Genomic DNA, 22,794 nt, shown 5'->3' on the forward strand with positions numbered 1-22,794 from the left:
CCCCGACCGGTGGCATTTTGGTGTCCGGCCAGACAACAGAAGGGGTTCGAAAAAAGCCCTGGTCTAATTCACATCAGATCAGAGCCTGTTGTCCACACAGACAACAAATAGCGATTGAAAAAAATTTGTCAAGGAGGGCGAATGCCGGAAACAGCACTGGGTGTGTGGTTGAAAGGCCTAAGGGAAGAAAGAAAGCTGAGCCTAAGGGATCTCGGCCAGCGCAGCGGGGTCGATCACGCCTACATTCACCGGCTTGAAACGGGCGTAAAGGAAGCCCCATCCGAAGACGTTTTGGACAAGCTAGCGACTGCGCTGTCAGCCTCAAAGCGCGATCGCGAAGTTCTGCGCCACCTCGCGCGCCAGGAGAACGTTAATCCGAATATCTTGGAATTTGTCCGTCAGGATCAGAGTATCAGCGCCGAGGAGCTGCAGATGCTTTCCACCGTTGTGAATCGCGGCACGCGCGCGGATTACGCGACCTCGCTCGCGCGCATCAGGCGCATGATGATGGAAGACGATGATGGATGAGTTGTCAGTCGTTTCATCTGCACGGGCGTTTATCAGCAAATGCGGGCCGCTTGCGCAGCCGGTCTCAGTCGATATCTATGCGGCAGCAATCGACGGCACGATCAAAAAGGAAGCCTTGAACGACGGCGAAGATGGCTGGTCGTTCAAGACGCCCAAGGGCAAATACAAGATCTGCGTGAACTGCAATCAGAACAACAGGCGTCAGAGGTTTACCGTCTGCCACGAGGTTGCCCACGCGGTTTTAGACATCGCCCCCGATCATAGCCAGCCAAGCTGGAGTCTCAGCAAGCGGCCCCAAGGCGAGATTTTCTGCGACATTTTCGCCGCCGAGCTACTCCTACCATACAAGCTCTTCAAGCCGCAGGTTGACATGTCGGAAATGGGCATGGCGGCCGTCGGCACGCTGGCCGATGATTTCGATGCCTCGCTTCTTGCCGCCGGCTCGCGTTTCGCAACCTTCTCGAAAAATCTCTGCGCGTTCGTCGTCTCCGAAGGCGGCAAGGTTCGCTACAGCGCCCGCTCGGCAAGTCTACGTCAGGCAAAGGGCTGGGTCAGGCCCGGGGCGCTCCTGCCCGAGGGTTCCTACAGCGCACGAGCACGAGCGGGCGAGAAGCCATCAGGGCCTGAAGAAGCGGAGGCCGATGAGTGGTTCGAAGACTGGGACCGCGATGGCGGCCTATTCGAAGACGTCTTGCATGTTGGTCAATGGGATCAGACCATGACGCTGCTGTGGTACGAAGAGGACGACGCCCCGCCCGCGCGTCTCGAGCGCAAGCAATGGGAGGAACAGACCTACGGCCTGCGTGAGCTTGACGGCAATCTGCCCTGGCCGGGCGGCAGGAAGCGGCGATAGGTGGAGACCTGAGTTTGCTAGGCCAGCGGATCGATCGCCCAATATGCAGACCTTTTCAGCGTCCGGGCAGGATCATTCCCAGACTTTTTGCGCTCCCAATCGAGCGGCCGATATCTTTCTTTCGAGAGAAAAAGCGGTCCGTCGGGTCACGGCCCCATTTTGACATTCAGTCAGACGGTCCCGCAATGCGCCGACGACAATTCTTTCTCTGAGATGCCTCAGTTGGCTCCACTTTGCATTCTGCTGGAGCTTCGTCGAAGAACATTCCTGCCGCTAACCCAAAGGTTATCGTGGAATTTTGCTAGCCACTTTCTTTGACAAGCGGCTTGGTTTCAATCGCTCCTTGAGGATAGGTTCTTCGCTTCAACTTTAGTTGGCGACGCTCTTGATGCCAGATGCGACCGCTGCGTTATCAGCGGATTGGGTTATGCTGTTGAAAAGGACACACGCACTTTCTTTTTTGCGGAAATTGAACCCTAAGCAGGATTTGTCGTTTGCACATTGCAGTATGCAGTCTGGATATCGGAGCGGAGAGGTCCAATAGGCGTTGCCAGAAATTTCCGTTTTTGTGGCGAACACCAAATTCGAGTAGCGCAAATTGCTCTCGACCACTTTTTTTGCGGCCATGATCGACTCTTCGCTTTTGACCAGTAGCGATGCGTCCCCTTTCATGAAACAAGCTCGAAATTTTGTGTTATAAGTAACCGCTAGACACCTGAAGTCGGTGTCGCAGGCGGTTTGACACTGCTCAGAACTCACGTTCCTAATTGGCATATCCGGCAGGTCGTTTCCGATCGCGTCCCACCCGGACACGACAACAAATCCACTATCTGGATCGACCTCTGTCGCAGGAGTTTCTGCGGGGACAGTTGCGGCCTGCTCTCGTGACGAGTCAGGAATGATGTCTGAAGACGCAAATGTGCGACCATCCAGCCACGCGCATCTTGTTGCAAGATCGACGGCGGATGAATCATTAAGGCCGACCAACTGAAGCGTCTGAGCAGCAGCGCCAGGCCCGGCTGGTGGCGCTGTCGGTGCAGAACGAGCTGCCAATGATACATTTACGTCTACGCCGTTCACACTCCGCCGAGAGTAACACCACGCTCGGTCCCAGGTTTGGTCGTTCTCATCCTTGAAGTGGTGACCTGTGATTAACTCCCAAGTGGTGCCTTGGAACTCGACGTTCTTGGTGGCGAACTTGTTGAAGTCGACGGTCACCACGTCAGGCTTGGTAGGGACGTCAGCCTGGGGCGCCTGCTCCTGAGTTGGCTTTGGAGTTGGAACAGGAATAGGCGGCTCATCTTTTGGGGAGGTGAGATCGCTTGGCTGCTCTATGGTCGGCAAAGCCGCCGGCTCCGGCAAGGTTTTGTCCCATAGACCAAGATTGATGCCCAGCCCAATCCCGACCGCCGCCACTGCAATGGCTCCGCCAGTCGCCATTCGGCGAAAGGCGGTCGCTCGGGCTGTCTTCTCTTGGGCCGCGGCTTGAGCCTGCAAGGTTGGAATCGCCGACCTTTTGACGGCGAGATCGACGGCTTGCTCAAGCAGGGTGGTATTATGCCGGACGAGCACTTTTGCGACCCTTCATTGATACCGTCACGAGGTCTGAGACCTCAGGCGGCAAATCCTGGTCGAGGGCCTTGCGAAGGACTTCGGGATCATCGGTGAAGAGCGGAACATAGAGGATCTCTTTGACCACCTTTTCCACAGGCACCTCAACCCGCTTCTCAACCTCTTTCTCGACCATAACTTCGACTGGTACCTTAATCGTTCGAATTCGGCGCCACCGCCAACTCAGAAGCATTCTGCGGAGCAGCCTGGAAGTCTTGCTGTCTGAATTGTCCTCTTCTCGGGCGGCAATGCGCTGGAGCGCTAGAGCGACCATTGCCGTAATTGGTCCCGCGAGCGCGGCGATGAGCGCGAGCGAGCCGAACCAAATCACAGAGATTATTCCGGCCTGTGCCTCAGTCACCAGTTCAGGTTTGCTGCCGTACCACCGTGAGGCAATACGGCGGACCTGATCTGTCCGCGCCATTGGGATCCGCTCCTTGGCCAAGGCGCTGAGGGCTTTGGCAATCTGGTCCTGTCTGACCTGGTTTTGCGCCGAGGTGTTTGCCTTGTTGGCTTCTGCCGCCTGGGCATCTGCGAGCCGTTTGCCCGCTTCATCCAATCGACGCTGCCAAGCCGCGGCATCACTATCGCGCGTTTGCTCCAGAGACGAACGCCTATCGACAAGCTTCTGCCTCTGGTCAGTAGTCATAGGAGGGCTATTTGCCCGCAAACGATCGAAATTTTCGCGCAGCGCAGCAATCTCTTGATCGAGCGGCTCAATCCGAGTGTCGAACTTGGTGATAATTTTCGTGCGGGGGTTGGCAAGTTTAGCCACTTCCGATTCTAGCCTGCGTGCCGAGTCGCTGTCGCCTGAATCGCGCGCCATCTTGATACGTTCAACAAAGCTGTCGCGTTGGCGCTCAAACTGATCGACAGCGTCTTTAACTTCGCGATCACGCTGTTGAATCAGCGCCGATCGAACAGCATTTTTCTCATCCACTTGATCGCGAACACGCGAGGCCTCTGGAGTAAGGGCTGTCGTTCCCTCCAATTCCGCATTGGCCTCGGCAATTTGCGACTGAGAGGTCGCACGCGATTTTTCTGCAAGAGAGGTCAGCTGCTCAATTTCGGAACGGGCTTGATCGACCTGATCGGCTCTTCGACCAAGTTCGTCAGCAGAGGCGAGCTTTGTCGCTTCCTGCTCAAGGGCATCAATCTTGTTTACGAGCTCCTCATAACGCAGCTGACGCAATGCGCCTGCCCTCTCCATCCCCATAAAGACAGTTTCGAAAGTGATGCCTGCAAGAACCAGGAGGAAGACCAAGATTATGGGCTTCCAGAGCCAAGACGCGCTGAAAAGCAGTGTAGCTATCGGTATCTTGGTGAGCTCCGCGATTGCCACCATGAGAAAGGGTGCACTGGCGAGCGTCAAATCCATTGCAGTGACAGACTCGCTTGCAGAAAACGCTTGTACGCCTAATGCTACACCTGTCGTAAGACCAATCGCTGCGGCCGCAATCTCTAGGGCCCAGGCACCACGGTAGGTCCACTGGCCATAGCTTGCCAGCTTTTGACTCATCACAGTCTGCATTTTACTCGCCCCCCCGACAGGGCAACATCACGCCTTGATCGCCTGCCAGCATACATTTAACGGTTTTGAAAGTCTTAGTTAAGGCGTCTCTTCTCTCTATTGTCGCAATAACTTTTTCTGCCCTTCAGATATAGAATACCTCGTCAAAAAAATGGGGTTAGCAGACCGCGTCGCCCATGCATGGTTTTCGTTGGATCGGTGTAAGCGGAAAGCCGAACAGGCCGTAGCGCGCTTACTCCGTTACATTTCAGCTAGCAGAGTGTTTCGCATGCGATCCCATCCTTGTCGCGATCGAGTTTTCCGCCCCATGAGCAGTTTTGCAGGTACCAGTTGGCTTCGTCGCAGGAACCGATCTGCTTGCACGTTCTCCGCGGCTCGCAAGAATAGCCGCTCTGCGCGACCAGCTTACGGCTGATGATGCCCAGCGGGCGACTCGACGGCGCCGCGCCGTCGGCGTGCGCAGCGCGCCATTCCCAGGGTGCCTGAAACGTCCCGGCCCACAGGCCGATCTTTGAGGCTTGGGCTTGCGCCTGCTGCCCCCCATAGGCGCCCTGGCTGTAGTGAGGCCAATCCAGCGCCTGGCCGTGCTTGACCATCCAGGCGGCCACGCCCGCGCCGTCGGCGCGCCGACAATCGCCGACAAAGCGGTGGTAGCGGTCCCACGTCACGAATGTGCATTCGAGCGGCCTCGACGCGGCCAGGAAAGTGTCCAGCGCTTCGGCCGATCGCCGGCCGCAAGGATACTCGGCGCCATTCGCATCGCGGCACAGCTGCCGGCCCTCTGGCGCGTCGATGCCGTTGAAGCGGACGCGCTGGCCGTGGATTTCGATCGTATCGCCGTCAATGACGGAAGCGACACCGGTAAGCGAGGCGGGCGCCGCCCTTTGTGGGCTGGCCTTTGATGCATCGTCGCTACGTTGCGCGCCCGACGGCGCCAGGAAGGCGGCCACCGCCGCCGCTGCCGTAAGACCGAGCATTGCCGGCACGCTCGCAAGTTGGCGCCGCCACAGCTTGGCACCGGTGGGTCTCTGCCACCGATTGGATCGATATTTGCGGTATGGCCTGCTCATCCGCTACGCCGACCAGCCCGGCCATGCGCTGTCGACCATGGGCAGGCCGGCGCAATAGTAATCGTCAACGAACCGCCCGGTGGACCGGTCGCGGCAGCGCCAGATAACGCTGTAGTTCTGGCCATAGAATTGGTCCCACGCGACGCCATAGGTTTGTGGTGGCGGTGGCCGGTAATATGTTCCGCCTCCATAGCCGTTGTTGGCAGCGACACCCACAGCTGCGCCGCCGACAGCCGCGATCGCTATGCCTGTCGCGACAGCATTGTCGGTTTGCACAAGCCTGGTGCACCTCTCTGCTGTTGCGCCCCTGCGCACTAGAAGGGCCGCTACCCTGCTACGATACTGTTCGTCCGTGCTGCTGGCGAGAACGTGACATAGCGCAACGGTATTCATTGCCGTGAGATCGCTGTCCGACACGACAGCGGTCGTAGAGCAGCCGCTGACGCACAGGGCTGCACTTGCGATGAGTGCTCCAATTTTCATGTGAATCCCCCAAACAAATATTGGGGCGAGTCCGACCTAGAAGTCCAGAGTTTTGTTTTTCACTTTGCTACGATTCACAGCATGCTGCGGCTAGCTGGCATCCACTGCAACCAACCCTTCCGCCGGTCGTTGACTGATGCTGGGTTGATCTCAGCCACTCCAGAACTTGCCCGCTGGCTCAAAACCGGCGGGCTTTTTTTCCGCGACGCCGGAAGGCTCTATCTCGCCGTATGTTGTGGTACATCGGCACGCCGTCATCGGGCCGTGCCGTTGACCGAGGTGGTCCCTCCGCCATGGTCGGCCGGCGCAGCCTTGACCGTCCGCGCGGGCCATCCCAATCAAGCCCGCTGGCTTCGGTCGGCGGCTTTTTATTTGATGCCCGGCGCCGTCGGCTTGGATCTAGATCCTCGCCAGTGCCGGATTGAAGGTAAGCTGCGGCGGTATGATCGCACTTCGCGCGGGACGGACCATTGGTGTGCAGCAAGAGCGCCGAGTTCATTCGGCCAAGATTCTGCACTAGGCCGAGGTAGGTGAAGGCAGATAGCTATCCGGTAATCGCTGAGATATTGGAGATAATGTTCCCCCATGGAGGTGTGTACCAGTATTATAAGTTTCCAAACTTCATGTACGAACGCCGTGGACGAGCTGCTGTGTGCGCTTGCCGTAAATCGCTTCCGCGAGTTCACAGTCGGAGGTTGGCTAGGACCCTAACGCGAGAGCTTCAACGGCCCCCTTCGCGATGAACTCCTCAACGAGACGCGGTTCACGTCCCTGGCCCAGGCCCGCGCGAGGCTCAATGTATGGCGCGCCGATTACAACGGCGCGCGTCCGCACTCGCACATCGGATGGCAGACACCCAACGAATGTGCATCGACCTTCAACCCGCGACGGTCGCTCGCGCTGCGCAACGTGAAACGCTCCGCGCCAGCACCCGTCGCGTCCACCGGCCATCAGGGCAAATCCACCCCCGGAAACGAACTCACGACTGGATAGAATTGGGGGAAACGTCAGGGCGGCCATAACTTTGCAGTCTTCAGACGCGAGGCGGCCTACAACAGCGCTGCCCACCATGCTTGTGGCCCGCGACCCACACGGCTTTTCCCTTCAGATCGTACATTATGCTTCCTTCATGATTACCGATGTCTGCATGACCTTGAGGTCTTCCCGCACCATTTCCGCGGCGAGCTCGCGCACGGATGTCTCATGCACCCAGCCGAGCTTCTCCTTCGCCTTGGTGGCATCGCCCAGGAGAAGATCGACTTCCGTGGGGCGGAAGTAGCGTGGGTCTACCTGGACTAGGCATCTGCCGGTCTCGACATCATAGCCCTTTTCGTCGACTCCCTCACCACGCCATTCGAGCGCGACGCCGACATCTTCGAAAACCCATTCGACGAATTGGCGGACAGGGGTCGTCTTGCCCGTCGCCAGCACGTAATCATCCGGTTGATCCTGCTGCATCATCATCCACATACCACGCACGTACTCACGCGCATGGCCCCAATCGCGTTGAGCATCCAGATTGCCGAGATAAAGCTTGTCCTGCTTGCCGAGGCAGATAGCAGCGGCGGCGCGGGTGATCTTGCGCGTCACAAAAGTTTCGCCGCGCAGTGGGCTTTCATGATTGAAGAGAATGCCGTTGGAAGCATGGATACCATAGGCCTCGCGATAGTTGACCACGATCCAGTAGGCGTAGAGCTTGGCGGCGGCGTAAGGGCTGCGCGGATAAAAGGGCGTTGTTTCGTTCTGCGGTACGGATTGCACGAGGCCGTAGAGCTCTGAAGTCGAGGCCTGATAGAAGCGGGTCTTGTCCTTCAGACCGAGGAGGCGGATCGCCTCAAGAAGTCGCAATGTTCCGATACCGTCGGCGTTTGCTGTGTATTCCGGCGTTTCGAACGACACCTGGACATGGCTCTGAGCGGCCAAGTTGTAAATCTCGTCTGGCTGGGATTCCTGAACTACTCGGATGAGATTAGTCGCATCAGTGAGGTCACCGTAATGCAAAATTAGGCGCGGATCGGGATCGTGCGGGTCTTGGTAGATGTCTTCGATGCGACCCGTGTTGAAGGAAGAGGAACGTCGCTTAATCCCATGAACGACGTAGCCTTTTTCCAGCAGAAGACGGGTAAGATAGGCACCATCCTGTCCCGTTATGCCCGTAACCAGAGCAACTTTCCTGTTCTCGCCCATTTTCTTCCTGCTCTATTATAGTTGAAGTTTCGACTCCGGCTCGCCACACCGCCAGCAAACTGCGGCCCGCCCCATACCCTATGGTAGGATTTCGACAGATGCGGCGCGGAGCTCGTCATTGACAGTGTCAGCCAGCGAGCACACCTGCTCCTGCTTGGAGGCATAGCAAAACAGAGTCTCGCCGCTAACCTGCCTAAGTCGCACATGCGGCCTGAGTGCCGAACTCAGCTCACGGGGTGAGCGACATAGATTTCAATCACGTCGCACCCGATTTGCTCATCAATCAGCGAGTGAGGACGCACGTCCGTTCTCAAGCACGCAGGTCGGTTGCATAGCCGCTCCGCTTCTTCCACGAAGTGGGTGGCCAGTAGAATCGTCTTGCCCTGCGCCAACAGGGCACGTAGCCATTCCCAGATAAAATGGCGGGCATGTGGGTCCAAGCCGACAACTCCACCTTACCGCTCTCTTGCGCTAACCAAGTAATCTTAATCATTGCCTGCTTCAGCGTCTTCTAATGGAAATTGTTTTGATCAGTGAAATCGATTGTTTGGATGAGGTGCATCCATAAAATGGATTGTTTGACAGGGCAGCGCGGCACATCGGCGGCACAAAGTCGTGGGCGCGAGGTTTCGCTCCGCGCGAAGACAAAGTTCGTGGCAGTCGGGGGCTTTGGGCGAACCGCACATTTGAGACGGCGGCGAAAAGCCGGGTAGGGCATTACGTATTGACCTCCAAGGAATTTCGGGCGCGCTAGCCCGAAAACGGTAGCTGGGCTTCAACGATGGGGGGGACGAGGCGACCATCAAACTGTGTTTCATACTGTAGGCGATCGCAGTGCGGCGAATTTGAACGGCCGCCTTTGCCAGCCCTCGCCATCGCATCCGGCTACAGGTGCCGAAGATCTTCTCGATCCGAGTACAAATTCTGTGGATCGGTTGGTTCCAGGCGTCGAGCTTTCGGCCTCGTCGCGCCCCCACAGCGGTTGCGACGATGCGCGGCCTTCCACCCTTGGCGCGCACCGCGTCGCCGAGATGATTGCCTCGGTAGGCGCTGTCGGCAAACACTTCGCCGGGATTGTCGGGCAGAACATCAGGAACGGCGTTGCCGTCCTCGGTGTGGGCGCCGTGACGGCGATCTCCTCGACAAGGGCCGTATCGGCGTAGGCACCGAAATGGGCTTTGAAGCAATGAAACGCTGGTCGGCGCTTGTACTTGACCCAATGGCCCTCTTCATCATCTTCGCTGGCCGAGGCGATGATCGCCGCATCGACAGGCGTGCCGATCTTCACCTGGATCGCTGAACTGGCGGGTGATCTCGGCGAACAACAGGGTCATGAACCTCAAGGGCCTGTCGAAAACGGACGAGAGCGGGTTCGCACAGGTGTCGGCTCCGACACCGAGAACCCGCAGAACCGTCGGAACGATCCTCCACATGGCTGCAGACGCCAAAATTCCTCTCTCGGCCGTCGTCGCACAGCATCGCGTGCCAGTCGCTCAGTCCGGCCGGATCGAAAGCTATCCGGTCGACACGAGTTGCGCCATGTTGGCGCACTTGAAAGCGTCAGAGGGCGCTGTGTCGCATCTTTCGATGGGACCGGACGCCATGATGGCCATAAATGACGTGGATGGCCTGCGCCTGACATTCGACGGCTGGCGGGTCCTGCACATCCGTCCTTCAGGAAACGCCCGCAAATGACATGTTACGTTGAGGCAGTTAAGAATTGGACTTGAAAAAGGGACTTTGTGGACTGCCTCGAACGGCTGTTTCGCTTAGCAAAGCGCGGCCTCGCGTCAGCAGAGGCCCATCGTCAAGGAATGCCTTAGTATCCAACACATGGATGGGCCACATCCACGCAATCAATTTTACAGATGTCGCCCGGCGCATTAGAGAACGCTGAATTTAACCGGAAGCGGGAGTACCCGGCGTCAAGATTTGCGAGCGTCACAGAGATAAGGATAGGCAGTGCAGAGGGAGCTCTTCTGCCCCACGCGCAGCCTCTACCAAATCGCCCGGCGTAACGGTCGACTAGTATCGATTAAGAGATCCCAAGCCAGATGCAACCTCGTCTCTGAAACGAAATTTCCGAAAATGCAGGTCAGTGGATTGGTAAAGCGCAGGTTCGTCGTCTCTCAGAGGCGTACGGGGTTCGGTGATTGTCTATGGTCGCTGGCGGCCGCTTGGCGCTACGCTCAGCGGTCGGGACGAACGCTAGCCGTCGACTGGCGCGGGTCCTGCTATCTCGACCAACCCTTCACAAATGCCTTTCCGGTGTTCTTCGAACCGATCAATGACATCGCTGGCGTACCGGCTATTTGCGACGACCGGATCAACGACTTTTCCTTCCCGGGTCCATTCTTCCCGGAGTGGTGGAATAGGCCAGCGATCGACTGCCTTTACCGCCCAGATGAGCAGATTTTCCAAGAGCGCGACGAGTTGGGCGAGCTCTTTCAGGCCGAACACGATGTCGAAGCGAACACAGTAGTGTGTGACGCTTGCTTGATGTGGCGCTGCGATGAGGATGCCGAGCGGCAGGTCTTCCAGAGTGTCAAGCCTCGGTCTGAAATTCAAACACGCATAAATGCCATTTACCAAGAATGTTTTGAGGGGCACAGCATCATCGGGGTTCATGTTCGACATGGTAACGGTGAAGACATCATGGACCATGCGCCCTACTGGGCCGATCCGGAGTTCGCCGTTCGACAAGTGTGCACTGCGGTTGATAAGGCTAAAGCGTTACCGCACCCCAAGCCTGTGCGGCTGTTCTTGTGCACGGACAGCGCGCAAATCCTGGATCACCTGTCGGCCAGGTTTCCCGATCTTCTCACCGTCCCCAAGCATTTCCGATCCGATCAAGACGGCCCCTTACACACTGCAGCACTTGGGATGGACGGCGCAATTTCCGCCCTCGTTGAGATGTATCTTCTCGGGCGCTGCGATACTGTAATTCGGTTTCCTCCGACGAGCGCCTTTACACGATATGCACGCCTTTTCGTACCACGCGTAATTGAGTTCGATCTGAAGGAGCCAAGTCGTTTGATTTTGATAGAAGACAGCCAAAGAATCTCTGGTCTCAGTTAAGACCCGTCACCTGCACAATTCGGCGGATGCAACCAACAGACATAGTTGAATGTCCATTTCTCATCGAGGCCATGGAAGCGTCGTACGATACCGATAGCGTCGTCATCTGAGGCCGTTCGGCAACGCGCCAGAACTTCGCTGTTACTCGGAGGCCGCAGACCAAGCCAGAGCGACGGCGATCGTGACGCTAACGCTCGAAAGGGCGCGGGCAATCACTCCAGAGACGAAATCGAGGTTGTTATATGAAAGTGGTTCCCGTCATCATCAGCGGCGGAGCCGGATCGCGGCTATGGCCCGCCTCAAGGCAATCGCACCCTAAACCTTTCCTCAAAGTGGCAGACGGGCATTCACTGATGCAGCACACTGTGTTGCGCGCCGGTTCGATAAAGGGCGTAGTGGAACTCGTCGCCGTGACATCTGGGGAACACCTCTTCCTTACCAAGGACGACTTCGACGAACTAGAGTCCGTGGTCCTGCCACGCACCTTTCTGCTCGAGCCTGAAGGCCGGGATACGGCCGCAGCCGTTGCGGCAGCCGCCATCCATGCCAAGGCGACGCAAGGCCCTGACGCGATTCTATGCGTCTTCCCAGCCGATCACATGGTTGGCAACCTGCCTGCATTTTTAGACGTCATGTGCCGGGCCATCGAACATGCGAAGCTCGGGCGGATCGCCACATTGGGCATCACCCCAACCAGACCGGACACGGCATTCGGCTATATCGAAGCGGATGGTGAGAAAGTCGTCCGTTTCGTTGAAAAACCGGATCTGGACACAGCCAAAGCCTATGTCGCGTCCAAGCGCTTCTTTTGGAACGCCGGCATTTTCTGCTTTAGCGCACAAACCATGCTCGACGAGATGGCATCGCATTGCCCCGCGGTGATCCAGGCCGTCTCCGACAGCTACGAGAACGGCCGCTTCAGTCAAGGCGAAGGCTTTGCCAAGATCGAACTCGCGCCTGAGCATTTCGGCTCCGCCCCGCGAATCTCGCTCGACTACGCTGTCATGGAGAAGACGAACAAACTTGCCGTGGTTGCCTGCGACATGGATTGGAACGACATCGGATCCTGGAACGCAATGGCCGATTTGATCGCCCCCGACGAAAGCGGGAACAGGATACGCGGCGATGTGCATATGGTCGACACGACCGGCAGCTATGTGAGCTCCGACAAGCGCGTCATCGGCACGGTCGGCGTCAGCGATCTGGTGATCGTCGATTCCCCGGACGCTTTGCTTGTCGCATCCCGCGACCGCGTTCAGGACGTCAAGAAGCTGTTCGAGGGCCTCAAGGCTTCAGGACATGAAGCTCACCTGGTCCATAGCACGGTACACCGGCCGTGGGGTACCTACACGGTTCTTGAGGAAGGCGAGCGCTTCAAGATCAAACGCATCGAGGTGAAGCCCGGTCGGCGGCTGAGCCTGCAGATGCACTATCATCGTTCGGAGCACTGGGTCGTGGTCAGCGGCTCCGCGAAAATCGTCAATGGCGAGCAGGAGTTGTTCCTGGCGACAAACGAATCAGCCTACATCCCCTGCGGCCATAAGCATCGGCTGGAGAACCCAGGCAGAATTGACCTGGTGATCATTGAAGTGCAGAGCGGCGATTATCTCGGCGAGGATGATATCGTTCGCTTCGACGACGTATATGGTCGAACGTAGATTTCACCCGCGTGACGAGAACGGTCAACGTGTCGCTGACTAATTACCACTAGGAAGCCCGTCTGCCCACTTAGGACCGGATGCTTGTGGAATCGGGAATTGACCAAGGCAGCGGCGAATGACCGCAATCGGCATCAGGGGTGGGACAAATCAACCGGAAAAGACCGGAGAGCATAGTAACGCAACACAGTCCCACTGTCGAATAGCCTTTGATATTTCTGACTTTCCAAGCACCCTCAGGGCCCACCAAAATTATATCAATGGCTTATGGCCGACTTCGCTCTGAAGTGGGCCAAATCGACCTCGCTATCCCCGCAGCACTCAGTTCGATTGTTTTCGCATGAAAACGAGCAAGGACAGGGGGAGGGCGATCTTGTGCTGGCTTCTATGTCCAATCTTGCTCCTGTTCGTCGTCAGGTTGTGTGCAGCCACATAGCGCGGCTATCGCGAGGCTGGAAGGCCTCCGATCGATAGGTGCGGCGAACGGCGGCAACGAGGTGCGAATAGGATGGCTGAGCGTATGATCGAGAATACCGCAGTTGCGGTCTAGCGCGAAATGCAGCGTCTGTGACTCATCGGTCATTGCAGCGGGAATCATGACCCTAAGCCGCCCTTCATCAGCCCACCAGCGCCCAGAAGAAGGCGAAGATCCGTCACAATGCCTACCTGTACCAAGGCTTCAAGCAGTTCACCGCGAATGGGAAGACCGCCAGCCATTGCTTCTTCATTTTCGGCCATTCGCTCGCTACGAATGACGACCACATCCTTAACCGCATAGCGCGTGGCAAGTTCTGGCACCTATGGTGAACCAGCATCCGCGGATAACCAGCGGATCATGAACCACGCGAACGAGCTAGCGGTGCAGCGCAACGAAAAATCGCCGCTTGATGTCGTCTTTTATGATGCTGCTACAGTTCATGTCTGGGGTTTCGGCTTAGAAGCGGAATGACTGCCAACCAGGTCATCGAGCCGGAAACTGACCGGCCGGTCGGCCCAAAAATGACATTCAGTTGCCTCCAGCCTTTCGACACGAGCCACTTCACGATCTCGCGATTGCCAGCTAGCGGCTTGTTGCTCGAGCTGCGCGATCCTAGTCTGTGGTCGCTATGCCTCAGCAACAAGAATCCGGTTCCTAGCCGGGCGGAGGCGCAACGAGATAGCCAGCTCAGGACAAGGAGAGCAAACCATGGTCGCTTTTACCCTCAATGGCGAGGCGCGAACACTCGACGTCGATCCAGAGATGCCGCTGCTCTGGGCGATCCGTGACGGCATCGGACTCACAGGAACGAAATTCGGTTGCGGCCTTGCCCAGTGCGGCGCTTGCACGGTTCACGTTAACGGCATGCCGACGCGCTCGTGCCAGACCGCAGTCGGCGACATCGAAGGAGCCTCGATCACCACCATTGAGGGCGTGTCGGGCAAGATCGGCGAAACGGTCCAGGCCGTGTGGGCCGAGTTCGACGTACCTCAATGCGGCTATTGCCAGTCTGGCCAGATCATGTCGGCCGTGGCCCTCCTGACAGAGACGCCGAAGCCGACGGACGATGATATTGATTCGGCGATGAGCGGCAATCTCTGCCGCTGCGCCACCTATCATCGCATCCGCGCGGCCATCCACGAGACCGCCAACCGGCTGGAGACTTGAGGCATGTTGCAGTTTCTCCCGAAGCATAATGCCGTGGGGCCCACGCGGCGCCAGTTCCTCCTCGGCACGGCCGTCACCACCGCGGGCTTCGCCGTGGGCTACCGGCTAATGATGGCCGCGCCCGCCAACGCACAAACGACGCCTGCAGCGGTCCAGGCGAACCCCTTCCAGACCTATGTCGAGATCACACCGGAGAACCGAATCGTCATCCACTCGTCGCAGTTCGAGATGGGACAAGGCTCCTATTTCGGCATCGCCACCCTGGTTATGGAAGAGCTCGACGGCGCCTGGGCGCAGGTCCACGTGGTCGGCGGATATGGCAATACCGCGCTCTACGGCAATCTCGCCTGGGGCGGGGCCGCGCAGGGAACCGGTGGCTCCACGTCGATGAGCTCGTCGTGGGAGCGCTACCGCAAGGCGGGTGCTGCCGCACGGGCCATGCTGGTGGCGGCCGCGGCGCAGCGGTGGGACGTGCCAGCCGGCGAGATCACAGTCGCTTCCGGGGTCGTGTCGCACGCCTCAGGGATGCAGGCGCGCTTCGGTGACCTGGCTAAAGCCGCAGCGGGAATGCCGGTTCCCGACGACGTGCCGCTAAAGCCGCGCGACAAGTGGGCCCAGATCGGATCGGACAGCCTCAAGCGCTACGATTCCGCCGGCAAGACCAATGGCGCGCAGACCTACACGATCGACCTCAAGATAGATGGACTCAATACGGCCGTTATGATCCATCCGCCGAAGTTCGGCGCTGAGATCGAGAGCTTCGACGCCTCCAAGGCCAAGGCACTCGACGGCATTGTCGATGTCGTCCAGACGCCGCGCGGCATTGCCGTGGTCGGCAGGGACATGTGGACGGCGCTCAAGGGCCGCGATCTCGTGGAGGTGACCTGGAACGAAGAGAAGGCCGAAAGGCGCGGCACGGCCGAGATCATGGCCGAATACACTAAGGCAGCAGACGATCCGGGCGCGGCCACCGCGCGCGACGACGGTAACACTCCCGCAGCGTTGGCCAGTGCTGAGAAAGTCATCCAAGGGCACTACGAATTCCCCTATCTTGTCCATGCTTCGATCGAGCCACTCAACGCGGCCGCCCGAATCAACGAAGACGGCACCATCGACGTCTGGGGCGGACACCAGATGCCCGATCTTTATCAGGCGGCTGCCGCTCAAGTAGGCGGCACCACGCCGGACAAGGTGAGGCTGCACGTGATGAAGACCGGCGGCAGCTTCGGCCGCCGAGCGGTCTCGGACGCAGATCTCATTATCGAAGCTGTTTCCACAGCGCGTGCACTGGGACCCGGCAAGCCAGTGAAGGTGCAGTGGACCCGCGAGAACGACATGCGGGGTGGGCGGTACCGGCCGGTCTATGTGCACGCAGTCAAGGCGGGGCTCGACAAGGAAGGCAATGTCGTCGCTCTCCATGACCACATCGTGGGCCAATCGATCGCGGGCGGTTCGCCCTTTGCGGCGATGATCGAGAACGGCATCGATCCGACCTCCGTGGAGGGCGCCACCAACCTGCCCTATGCGATCCCGAACCTGAAGGTCGAGCTGACCACGACGGACGTGAACATCCCAGTGCTGTGGTGGCGTTCGGTAGGCTCCACCCACACCGCTTACGCAATGGAAACCCTGATTGATGAGCTCGCCGCCGCTGCGAACCGTGATCCGGTCGATTTCCGCTTGTCGATGCTCGGTCACCATCCACGGCATGCCGGCGTGCTGAAATTGGCTGCTGAGAAGGCAGGCTGGGACAAGCCTCTGCCGGAAGGCCGTTTCCGCGGCGTGGCCCTGCATGAAAGCCTCTCGACCTATGTCGCCGAGGTGGTGGAGATCACCTTCAACGATGCAAATGATTTCAAAGTCGACCGCGTCGTCTGCGCGGTAGATTGCGGCACCGCGATAAATCCTGACCAGATCCGCGCTCAGATGGAGGGCGGTATCGGCTTCGGGCTAGGCGCGATCCTCCAGGAGGAGCTGACCCTGACGGGCGGTGTCATAGACCAAGAGAACTACGACACCTATACGCCGCTCAGGATCGAGCAGATGCCGCGCGTCGAGGTGCACATTATGCCGTCCGACGAGCCGCCCACGGGCGTTGGCGAGCCCGGTGTGCCGCCGATCGGCCCGGCCGTCGCCAACGCGCTACGGGCGGCGACGGGCAAGACGATCCGCAAGCTGCCGATCATAAAGAACTTGTCAGCATAGCCGGGAATGACACCATGAAAACGGCCGCGATGAAGATCGCGGTCGTAGGTCGTTTTTGAACGCCTCCTGACAGGCGATCACCTCCATTCGATCAATTTCCGGCGGCTGCCCGGTCCAATATCCGGTTTAGAGACGGTAACCCGTGTTCTGAACGACCGCAGACGGTCGTTGGTGCTGGTAGCACTGAAGAACCGCTTTCGAGACGCAAATGCCGCACGCAAATGTCTCGAAAGGGTCACGCTAGAGACTTTTGTACCACCTATTGCATGTCTGCTATCGCTTTCTGGGCGCGAGAAGCGGCCGGTCCTCTGACGGCCCCATAACAGGACATTGATGTCTTCGCGCTGAGCGTCAGCAGTTGGCTCTACCGCGACCTTTCTCAGGAAGGCTGCACACCGACGCGATCTTCCTTTCACCTTGCGCAAACCTCCCTTCCGAGTGAGGCGTTCAGTGCGTCGGCTTGGTGGACTGAGGCACTTCTGAGTGGGACAACAACATTGAAAAATATTGGAAAAGATTTGAATGCTCTGAAGTCCCACTGATCTCTTACCAATTGATTTTTATGGCTTTCTGAATACCCTCCGGGCCCACCATTCAGTCTGCTCGATTTCCGGGTTTTTCACCCGTCTCAGAATAGCGTCGACATTTCCGTAGGTTAGCACCGAGTAGTGGGCAACACTTGGCTGAGACGCCGCAGTGAGCGCCGAAATCACCTAACTTTTGGCCATCCGTCTCGACGGGCGAATTCCGTAGCCAAGTGTTTGGCAAAGCGATGGTTGGCTGATCGGCCGGATGCACGCCGGATTGTGTCAGAAGCCGAGGAGTGTGGCCTGGGTACTCCAGGCGTGCGGCAAGTCCGATACGCGTGAGAGCCTGTGTGAAGTTAGTTTGACAGGTTGATCACCTGCAACGATTCTGGCCGCGATCTTTGGGGAGAGGAACGCGAAGGGCAGGAGGCGGCTCACCTCAGATGCATCGGTGCCGTTGAGCACTGCAACGTCGGTGAGGCTGCGGTTCGCTCCGTCCGTGAGTTGGTTGAGATACAAGTGGGCTCGACGCAGAAGGTAGATCAAGGCGCCATCGGGTTGTCGGTTGCCGTCAGATCCGTCTGTCAGCAAGATCCGCGTTTCGACGCCGCGCCGCTTCATACCGATTGGACATTCGACGGAAGTTACTTGCGCCCCATCGCTGGGTGGCAGAATCCGGTTGAGCAGCAATTCCGACAGCAAGCGGCGATCCAGTTCGATGGTCAATGATCCGGGCTTGAGGGTAATCCTGCGAGCGATCTTTTGGAGCAGAGATCGCTTCGCGTCCGCTGTGCCTGACGCCCAGCATGACCGCATTTCGTCGGCCCGGCGCATCGCCGACTGGATTTCGCCAGCGTCGGCCCATTGCCGAATCCAATCAGACAGTTGGGCATGATCACTGAGAATCCGATTCAGGCGGTGTTCAACAACTGATTCAAGCGCGGGCGCGGGAAGACGCCAACCCTCTAACCCTTTCCGGCGCTCATCGACGAACTGCTTTGAGACATAGTATCGGTAGCGGACACCTTGCTTGTTGGCATGAACCGATCGCAATTTCTCGCCGGCTTCGTCGACGATCAAACCGGTGAGCAGATGAGGCTGCGTGACATTGGACTGGCTTCGCCGCCGTGGCGCTTGCGAGGCGAGAAGTGCCTGGGCCTCCTCGAATGTGGCAGACGTGATGATCGGCTCGTGCTCTCCATCGTAGACCTGATCCTTGTGCCTGATCTTGCCGATGTAGATCGGGTTCGAAAGAAGGTGGTAGAGGTTGCCGCGACCAAACGGCATGGTGACGGCAACTGATCCGTCTTTGCATTGTCGCGACCGTGTCCAGAGCCCGTCGCTCGCAACCTCGTCGACAAGATCCCGAACAGACTTCAGGGCGAGATAGCGGTCGAACAGGTGCCTGACTGTTTGCGCTTCAGCTTCGTCAATCACCAGCTTACGGTACTCGACGCGATAGCCTAGTGGCACCACGCCGCCCATCCACATACCCTTCTTCTTCGACGCAGCGATCTTGTCGCGGATACGCTCGGCCGTGACCTCTCGCTCGAACTGAGCAAAGGACAGAAGCACGTTGAGCGTAAGCCTGCCCATCGATGTCGTGGTGTTGAACTGCTGCGTGACCGAGACGAACGAAACGGTGCTGGCATCGAAGATCTCGACTATCTTGGAGAAATCCATCAGCGACCGGGTGAGGCGATCGATCTTGTAGACGACTACCACATCGACCTTCTTATCACGAATGTCTTGCAGGAGACGCTGCAGTGCAGGGCGTTCCATCGTGCCGCCCGAAATGCCGCCGTCATCATAGTGGTCTGACACCAGCTTCCAGCCTAGACCCACCTGCGAAGCGATGAAGGCCACGCAAGCTTCGCGCTGTGCATCGAGCGAATTGAACTCCTGTTCCAATCCCTCTTCGGTCGACTTGCGAGTGTAGATGGCACAGTTGAGGCGAGAGGTCATCGTCATAGCCCAAAGAACCTTGGGCCAGACCAATGCGCACCGGTAATTCGGCGGGCGACAGCCGACAGCGATCCGTACGTCTTGCCGTCAAGCACGAAGCCGTCATAGATCACTTCAACAACGTGCATCCGGCCATTCCATTCCCGCATAAGGCGGGAGCCGATTTTTGGCGGAAGAGACCGTGGCGGCGAGGTGGATGCCTTATCCGATGATGCGGGCCGGAGCGATGGAACTTCGTCCTGGTGATCCGACCCAACATTGCTGGTTTGGATAACATCCGCATTGGTCCGACGCGCGTTGCCTGTCGTGACTGTTTTCTTGATGGTCGAAGTCAAACCACCCAAGCGCTTGGCCTGGAGATGCCAGGCGGCCGACCGTTCAAGCAACCCACGTTTGACCCCTTTGGGCGGCGGGCAGCCATAGGCCTTTGTCCAAGCTGCTGTGAGTTCATCACGCGTGAGATCGCCGACCCCGGCGATCTCATTCTCCAAATCGAGTCGCTTGCGCATCGAGGTCAACCGGCGGTCTTCGCCTCGACAATGCGATATCGCCCTTGTCCATCCTTGCCGGTTTCGCTGAGCAATTCGTGGCCAAGCTTCTTCTTGACGGTGCCGGAGAGGAAGCCCCGCACCGAATGCGCCTGCCATCCCGTCGCATCCATCAGGGTTTGGATTGTAACGCCTTTGGCTGACTTCAGCTTCTTGAGGACGATTTCGGTTTTGGTGGGCGCTGCGGTCGCTTCGTCCTTGGCTTTTTTGTCCGTCACCGGGGCCGCAGTACTAAACTTCTGGCGCGACTTTCGGGTGGTCGAGGTGCTCTGCTTGAGTTTGGTTGCTGTCTCGTCAGCCTGGGCCTCGTCAGCAATGGCCGTGATGTCATTGAGGGTAGCCATCTTAAATCTCCGTCAGGTCCAAAGCCCGGCCTATTCCGGCGCTTGTACTGACTGAAGCCCGCGTTCCGGCGGGCTGGAGAAGTCGCAGGGTTTTTGCTTGCGCTGCTGTCACCAACCAATGCTTCGTTGTGAGATGAAGTCCAGTCGGATGATCCTCGCTATTTTGGCGTGCCGATCGGCCTTATTATGCGAGTCGAAAGGGGTTGCGGGGTGAGCAAAGACGATTCGATCAGAAATACGACAGCGACGATAAGGACATTGAGAAACGAGATAGCCGCAGCTGTCTCAAATTTCAGCGCTAATGACGTCCCCGGTCTTTGCAAACGCCTTGGCTTGCGTGAAGGCGATCGAGATGAATCTTATCAGGGAAAGTTCACATACGCTGAACGGCGACTTCGAGAAAAATCAGCGGCCGATCTTCTACCAATAGCGAGGGGCTTGCTTGAGGAAGTAAATTCCTACTGCCTTTCCGAAGCGCTGGCGAAGGTCGAAGATCACGGCAAGGCCGCTATTTCGGAACTCACTCGCCGACGCATTATGGCGATCTTCGAGAAGCGGCCGTACAGCACCGAATTCGAAGAGATCGATTTCCTCAGACGCGTTTGGCCGACAGGCAGGATGGCGTCGATTTTCGAAAACGCTCCGGACGAACAAACCCTCGACGACGATCTCTTCAACGCGATCGTGAGGAACAATGACTGGAACAATCGAGAAGTTATGGAAGCGGTCGGACTACTGACCTGCTCACAAACCCAATTTTTCAAATTTCTGAACGAGGTCACCAGCCCCCTTACCCAGTCCCCCGAAAGCCAAGCCGAGCTTGTAGCCGCCATCAACCAGCATATCCAACACGACGGCTATCGCCTCTCCGTGGTCAAAAAGCTGTCGGGCAGCCCTGTCTATGAGGTCCAGCCTGCGGCTCTTGGCAGTCCGTCGGACACTTCCATTTCGGAAACATTGGCCGCATTTGATGCCGACACCATTCACGCGCGTTGGACGCAGGCCCTCGATCGCAGGGACAGCGATCCCGAGGGAGCGATCACGCTCGCCAGGACCCTGCTTGAGGATATCTGCAAATGGATGATCATCGAGGCAGGCCAGGATTATGAGGAGAAGGACGACCTGCCGGCCCTTTATCGGAAGCTGGCGAAAATCCTGAAGCTCGCCCCTGATGACCACACAGAGATCGTGTTCAAACAGATCCTCGGCAATTGCCAATCAGTTGTCGAAGCTCTCGGTTCGCTGCGAAACAAGATTTCGGATGCGCATAGCCGCGGTCCGAAAAGGGTTAAGCCCGCCCCTCGTCATGCGCAGCTCGCGGTCAATTTGTCTGGCACGATGGCTACCTTCCTGGTCTCAACTTGGGACGCCATAAAGGCAAAACCGGAAGGAAAATAAATGCCCGTTTTCGACGAAGAAGTGATCAAGGATGATATCGCCCATGGACGCGTTGGCGCGATCTCGTTGGACACGACGGCATTCGATAGACACGAGTGCAACCTGGACGCAAAGGCCTTCGAAGGTTTGGAGCAATTCAAGGCGACCAACGTCGCGTTTCTGTTGTCGGAAGTCATCATTGGCGAGGTCAAAGCCCATCTCACCAAGGCGGCCGAGGGCTCAAAGCAAAAGCTCACGACCGCAATCCGCGAGAGTTCGAAAGGTTGGCGGCGCTCGATCGACAAACAAGCCATTCTGGATATGACGGGGTTAAGCCAGGAACCCGCGGCGTTCGCGAATGAGTTCTACGATCAGTTTGCCGAGCTCAAGGCGGTCCAGGTGGTGCCACTCAACGGGAACGTCGATGTTTCGGCTTTGGTTGGGCGATACTTCTCATCAGCGCCACCCTTTGGAAAAACCGCAGATAAGAAGTCAGAGTTTCCCGACGCCCTGACCGTAATGAGCTTGCATTCGTGGGCGGCGGCCCACAACACGAAGGTTTTGGTCGTTAGCAATGACAAGGGGTGGCATGCCTTTGCGGATGAATCTGACAGACTGGTCTGTGTGAAAGATCTGAGCACAGCTCTGGACCTCTTTAGCCCCCACGTTGCGCACGAGATTGCCAACCAGGTCCTGCAGCTGCTCCAAAACGGCCAAGCTCCGGCGATGTATGAGGCTATCGAAGGTGAACTGGACTGGTATTTCGAGTCTTCACCACCCGAAATTGACGGCGATGCAACCCACGAGTACGAGATCGAAAAGGTGGACGCTGTCCCACAGCATTGGAACGTTGCGGATCCAACCGAGCTGAGAGTTCTGAATTCGGACAATGAATTCATCACGATATCGATCAACGTCTTGGCTCGGATAAATATCTCGGTTTCGGTCCGCTCTTTCGCCCCCGACTATGCCGACAGAGACTACATCGACCTGGGTGTCCATACGGTCGAACAAGAAGAAGCGCTGGTCTTTCCAGTCGCAGTCAAATTCAATCGCAACTTCAATGGCGAACCAGTCGTGGATTCCGTCGAGGTGCAGCCCTTTCCATACACAAGCCGCTTCTACACACTCGATCCAGATTGGGATTATGAGGAATAGCGGCTGGCTCAGTACTCAGGCGGATC

The 22,794-nt window shown here is 57.8% G+C and carries 19 protein-coding genes and 2 pseudogenes; 12 read left to right on the forward strand and 9 right to left on the reverse strand.

The window, feature by feature from the left end:
• Positions 1 to 141: 141 nt before the first annotated feature.
• Positions 142 to 528, forward strand: coding sequence for a helix-turn-helix domain-containing protein (locus NKH13_RS20485; protein WP_352914036.1), 387 nt, complete (start codon positions 142 to 144; stop codon positions 526 to 528).
• The gene (locus NKH13_RS20490) at positions 521 to 1,381 is read left to right on the forward strand and encodes an ImmA/IrrE family metallo-endopeptidase (RefSeq protein ID WP_352567558.1); all 861 of its coding nucleotides are present in this window, start codon (positions 521 to 523) and stop codon (positions 1,379 to 1,381) included. The genes NKH13_RS20485 and NKH13_RS20490 overlap by 8 nt, the downstream gene beginning before the upstream one ends.
• A 369-nt stretch (positions 1,382 to 1,750) precedes the next feature.
• On the opposite strand, the gene NKH13_RS20495 is transcribed toward NKH13_RS20490, so the two are convergent.
• From NKH13_RS20495 to NKH13_RS20510, 4 genes are all read right to left on the reverse strand, one after another.
• Entirely contained in the window at positions 1,751 to 2,953 is a 1,203-nt protein-coding gene (locus NKH13_RS20495; RefSeq protein WP_023680065.1) for a PAN domain-containing protein, read from the reverse strand.
• Positions 2,937 to 4,523 carry a hypothetical protein gene (locus tag NKH13_RS20500; protein ID WP_352474457.1) on the reverse strand — a complete coding sequence of 529 codons (1,587 nt, stop codon included), beginning with the start codon at positions 4,521 to 4,523 and terminating at the stop codon, positions 2,937 to 2,939. Before NKH13_RS20500 ends, NKH13_RS20495 begins: the two co-directional genes overlap by 17 nt.
• A 251-nt stretch (positions 4,524 to 4,774) precedes the next feature.
• Entirely contained in the window at positions 4,775 to 5,473 is a 699-nt protein-coding gene (locus NKH13_RS20505; protein ID WP_352467051.1) for a thermonuclease family protein, read from the reverse strand.
• Between the two features lie 123 nt (positions 5,474 to 5,596).
• Positions 5,597 to 5,869 (reverse strand): hypothetical protein, encoded by a 273-nt coding sequence (locus tag NKH13_RS20510; RefSeq protein ID WP_352467052.1) that lies wholly within the window; start codon positions 5,867 to 5,869, stop codon positions 5,597 to 5,599.
• Positions 5,870 to 6,790: 921 nt separating this feature from the next.
• Here NKH13_RS20510 and NKH13_RS20515 point away from each other — a divergent pair.
• Positions 6,791 to 7,069: pseudogene (locus NKH13_RS20515) on the forward strand (integrase core domain-containing protein); the annotation flags it as partial.
• A 123-nt stretch (positions 7,070 to 7,192) separates the two neighbouring features.
• Here the strand turns inward: NKH13_RS20515 and gmd are convergent.
• Complete coding sequence (gene gmd / locus NKH13_RS20520) at positions 7,193 to 8,263, reverse strand: GDP-mannose 4,6-dehydratase (RefSeq protein ID WP_352864858.1); 1,071 nt, start codon at positions 8,261 to 8,263, stop codon at positions 7,193 to 7,195.
• Between the two features lie 141 nt (positions 8,264 to 8,404).
• Positions 8,405 to 8,706 (reverse strand): annotated as a pseudogene (locus tag NKH13_RS20525) (nodulation factor ABC transporter ATP-binding protein NodI); the annotation flags it as partial.
• A 483-nt stretch (positions 8,707 to 9,189) separates the two neighbouring features.
• Between NKH13_RS20525 and NKH13_RS20530 the strand changes: the two are divergent.
• From NKH13_RS20530 to NKH13_RS20560, 7 genes are all read left to right on the forward strand, one after another.
• Entirely contained in the window at positions 9,190 to 9,426 is a 237-nt protein-coding gene (locus NKH13_RS20530; RefSeq protein WP_352914037.1) for a hypothetical protein, read from the forward strand.
• Between the two features lie 169 nt (positions 9,427 to 9,595).
• Positions 9,596 to 9,958, forward strand: a complete 363-nt coding sequence (locus NKH13_RS20535) for a hypothetical protein (RefSeq protein ID WP_156937465.1) — start codon at positions 9,596 to 9,598, stop codon at positions 9,956 to 9,958.
• 393 nt (positions 9,959 to 10,351) lie between these two features.
• Positions 10,352 to 11,341 (forward strand): nodulation protein NodZ, encoded by a 990-nt coding sequence (locus NKH13_RS20540; RefSeq protein ID WP_023680057.1) that lies wholly within the window; start codon positions 10,352 to 10,354, stop codon positions 11,339 to 11,341.
• A 242-nt stretch (positions 11,342 to 11,583) separates the two neighbouring features.
• Positions 11,584 to 12,999, forward strand: coding sequence for a mannose-1-phosphate guanylyltransferase/mannose-6-phosphate isomerase (locus NKH13_RS20545; protein WP_031212902.1), 1,416 nt, complete (start codon positions 11,584 to 11,586; stop codon positions 12,997 to 12,999).
• 666 nt (positions 13,000 to 13,665) lie between these two features.
• Positions 13,666 to 13,806, forward strand: a complete 141-nt coding sequence (locus NKH13_RS20550) for a hypothetical protein (RefSeq protein ID WP_352914165.1) — start codon at positions 13,666 to 13,668, stop codon at positions 13,804 to 13,806.
• Between the two features lie 379 nt (positions 13,807 to 14,185).
• The gene (locus NKH13_RS20555; RefSeq protein WP_352467057.1) at positions 14,186 to 14,644 is read left to right on the forward strand and encodes a (2Fe-2S)-binding protein; all 459 of its coding nucleotides are present in this window, start codon (positions 14,186 to 14,188) and stop codon (positions 14,642 to 14,644) included.
• 3 nt (positions 14,645 to 14,647) lie between these two features.
• Positions 14,648 to 16,849: a xanthine dehydrogenase family protein molybdopterin-binding subunit gene (locus tag NKH13_RS20560; RefSeq protein WP_352474459.1), complete on the forward strand. Its 2,202-nt coding sequence runs from the start codon at positions 14,648 to 14,650 to the stop codon at positions 16,847 to 16,849.
• A gap of 809 nt (positions 16,850 to 17,658) precedes the next feature.
• Here the strand turns inward: NKH13_RS20560 and NKH13_RS20565 are convergent.
• From NKH13_RS20565 to NKH13_RS20575, 3 genes are read right to left on the reverse strand one after another with little or no spacing between them, the layout of a single operon-like run.
• Positions 17,659 to 19,341 carry a recombinase family protein gene (locus tag NKH13_RS20565; protein ID WP_352914040.1) on the reverse strand — a complete coding sequence of 561 codons (1,683 nt, stop codon included), beginning with the start codon at positions 19,339 to 19,341 and terminating at the stop codon, positions 17,659 to 17,661.
• Between the two features lie 2 nt (positions 19,342 to 19,343).
• Positions 19,344 to 19,850: a DUF2924 domain-containing protein gene (locus tag NKH13_RS20570; RefSeq protein ID WP_352914042.1), complete on the reverse strand. Its 507-nt coding sequence runs from the start codon at positions 19,848 to 19,850 to the stop codon at positions 19,344 to 19,346.
• Between the two features lie 5 nt (positions 19,851 to 19,855).
• The gene (locus NKH13_RS20575; protein WP_352914044.1) at positions 19,856 to 20,233 is read right to left on the reverse strand and encodes a DUF3489 domain-containing protein; all 378 of its coding nucleotides are present in this window, start codon (positions 20,231 to 20,233) and stop codon (positions 19,856 to 19,858) included.
• 210 nt (positions 20,234 to 20,443) lie between these two features.
• Between NKH13_RS20575 and NKH13_RS20580 the strand changes: the two genes are divergently transcribed.
• Together NKH13_RS20580 and NKH13_RS20585 are read left to right on the forward strand one after the other, a co-directional pair.
• Positions 20,444 to 21,631 (forward strand): abortive infection family protein, encoded by a 1,188-nt coding sequence (locus tag NKH13_RS20580; RefSeq protein WP_352914047.1) that lies wholly within the window; start codon positions 20,444 to 20,446, stop codon positions 21,629 to 21,631.
• Positions 21,632 to 22,768, forward strand: a complete 1,137-nt coding sequence (locus NKH13_RS20585) for a PIN domain-containing protein (RefSeq protein WP_352914049.1) — start codon at positions 21,632 to 21,634, stop codon at positions 22,766 to 22,768.
• Positions 22,769 to 22,794 lie beyond the last annotated feature (26 nt).

The sequence above is a fragment of the Mesorhizobium sp. M1348 genome (assembly GCF_040317925.1).
Classification (GTDB): domain Bacteria; phylum Pseudomonadota; class Alphaproteobacteria; order Rhizobiales; family Rhizobiaceae; genus Mesorhizobium.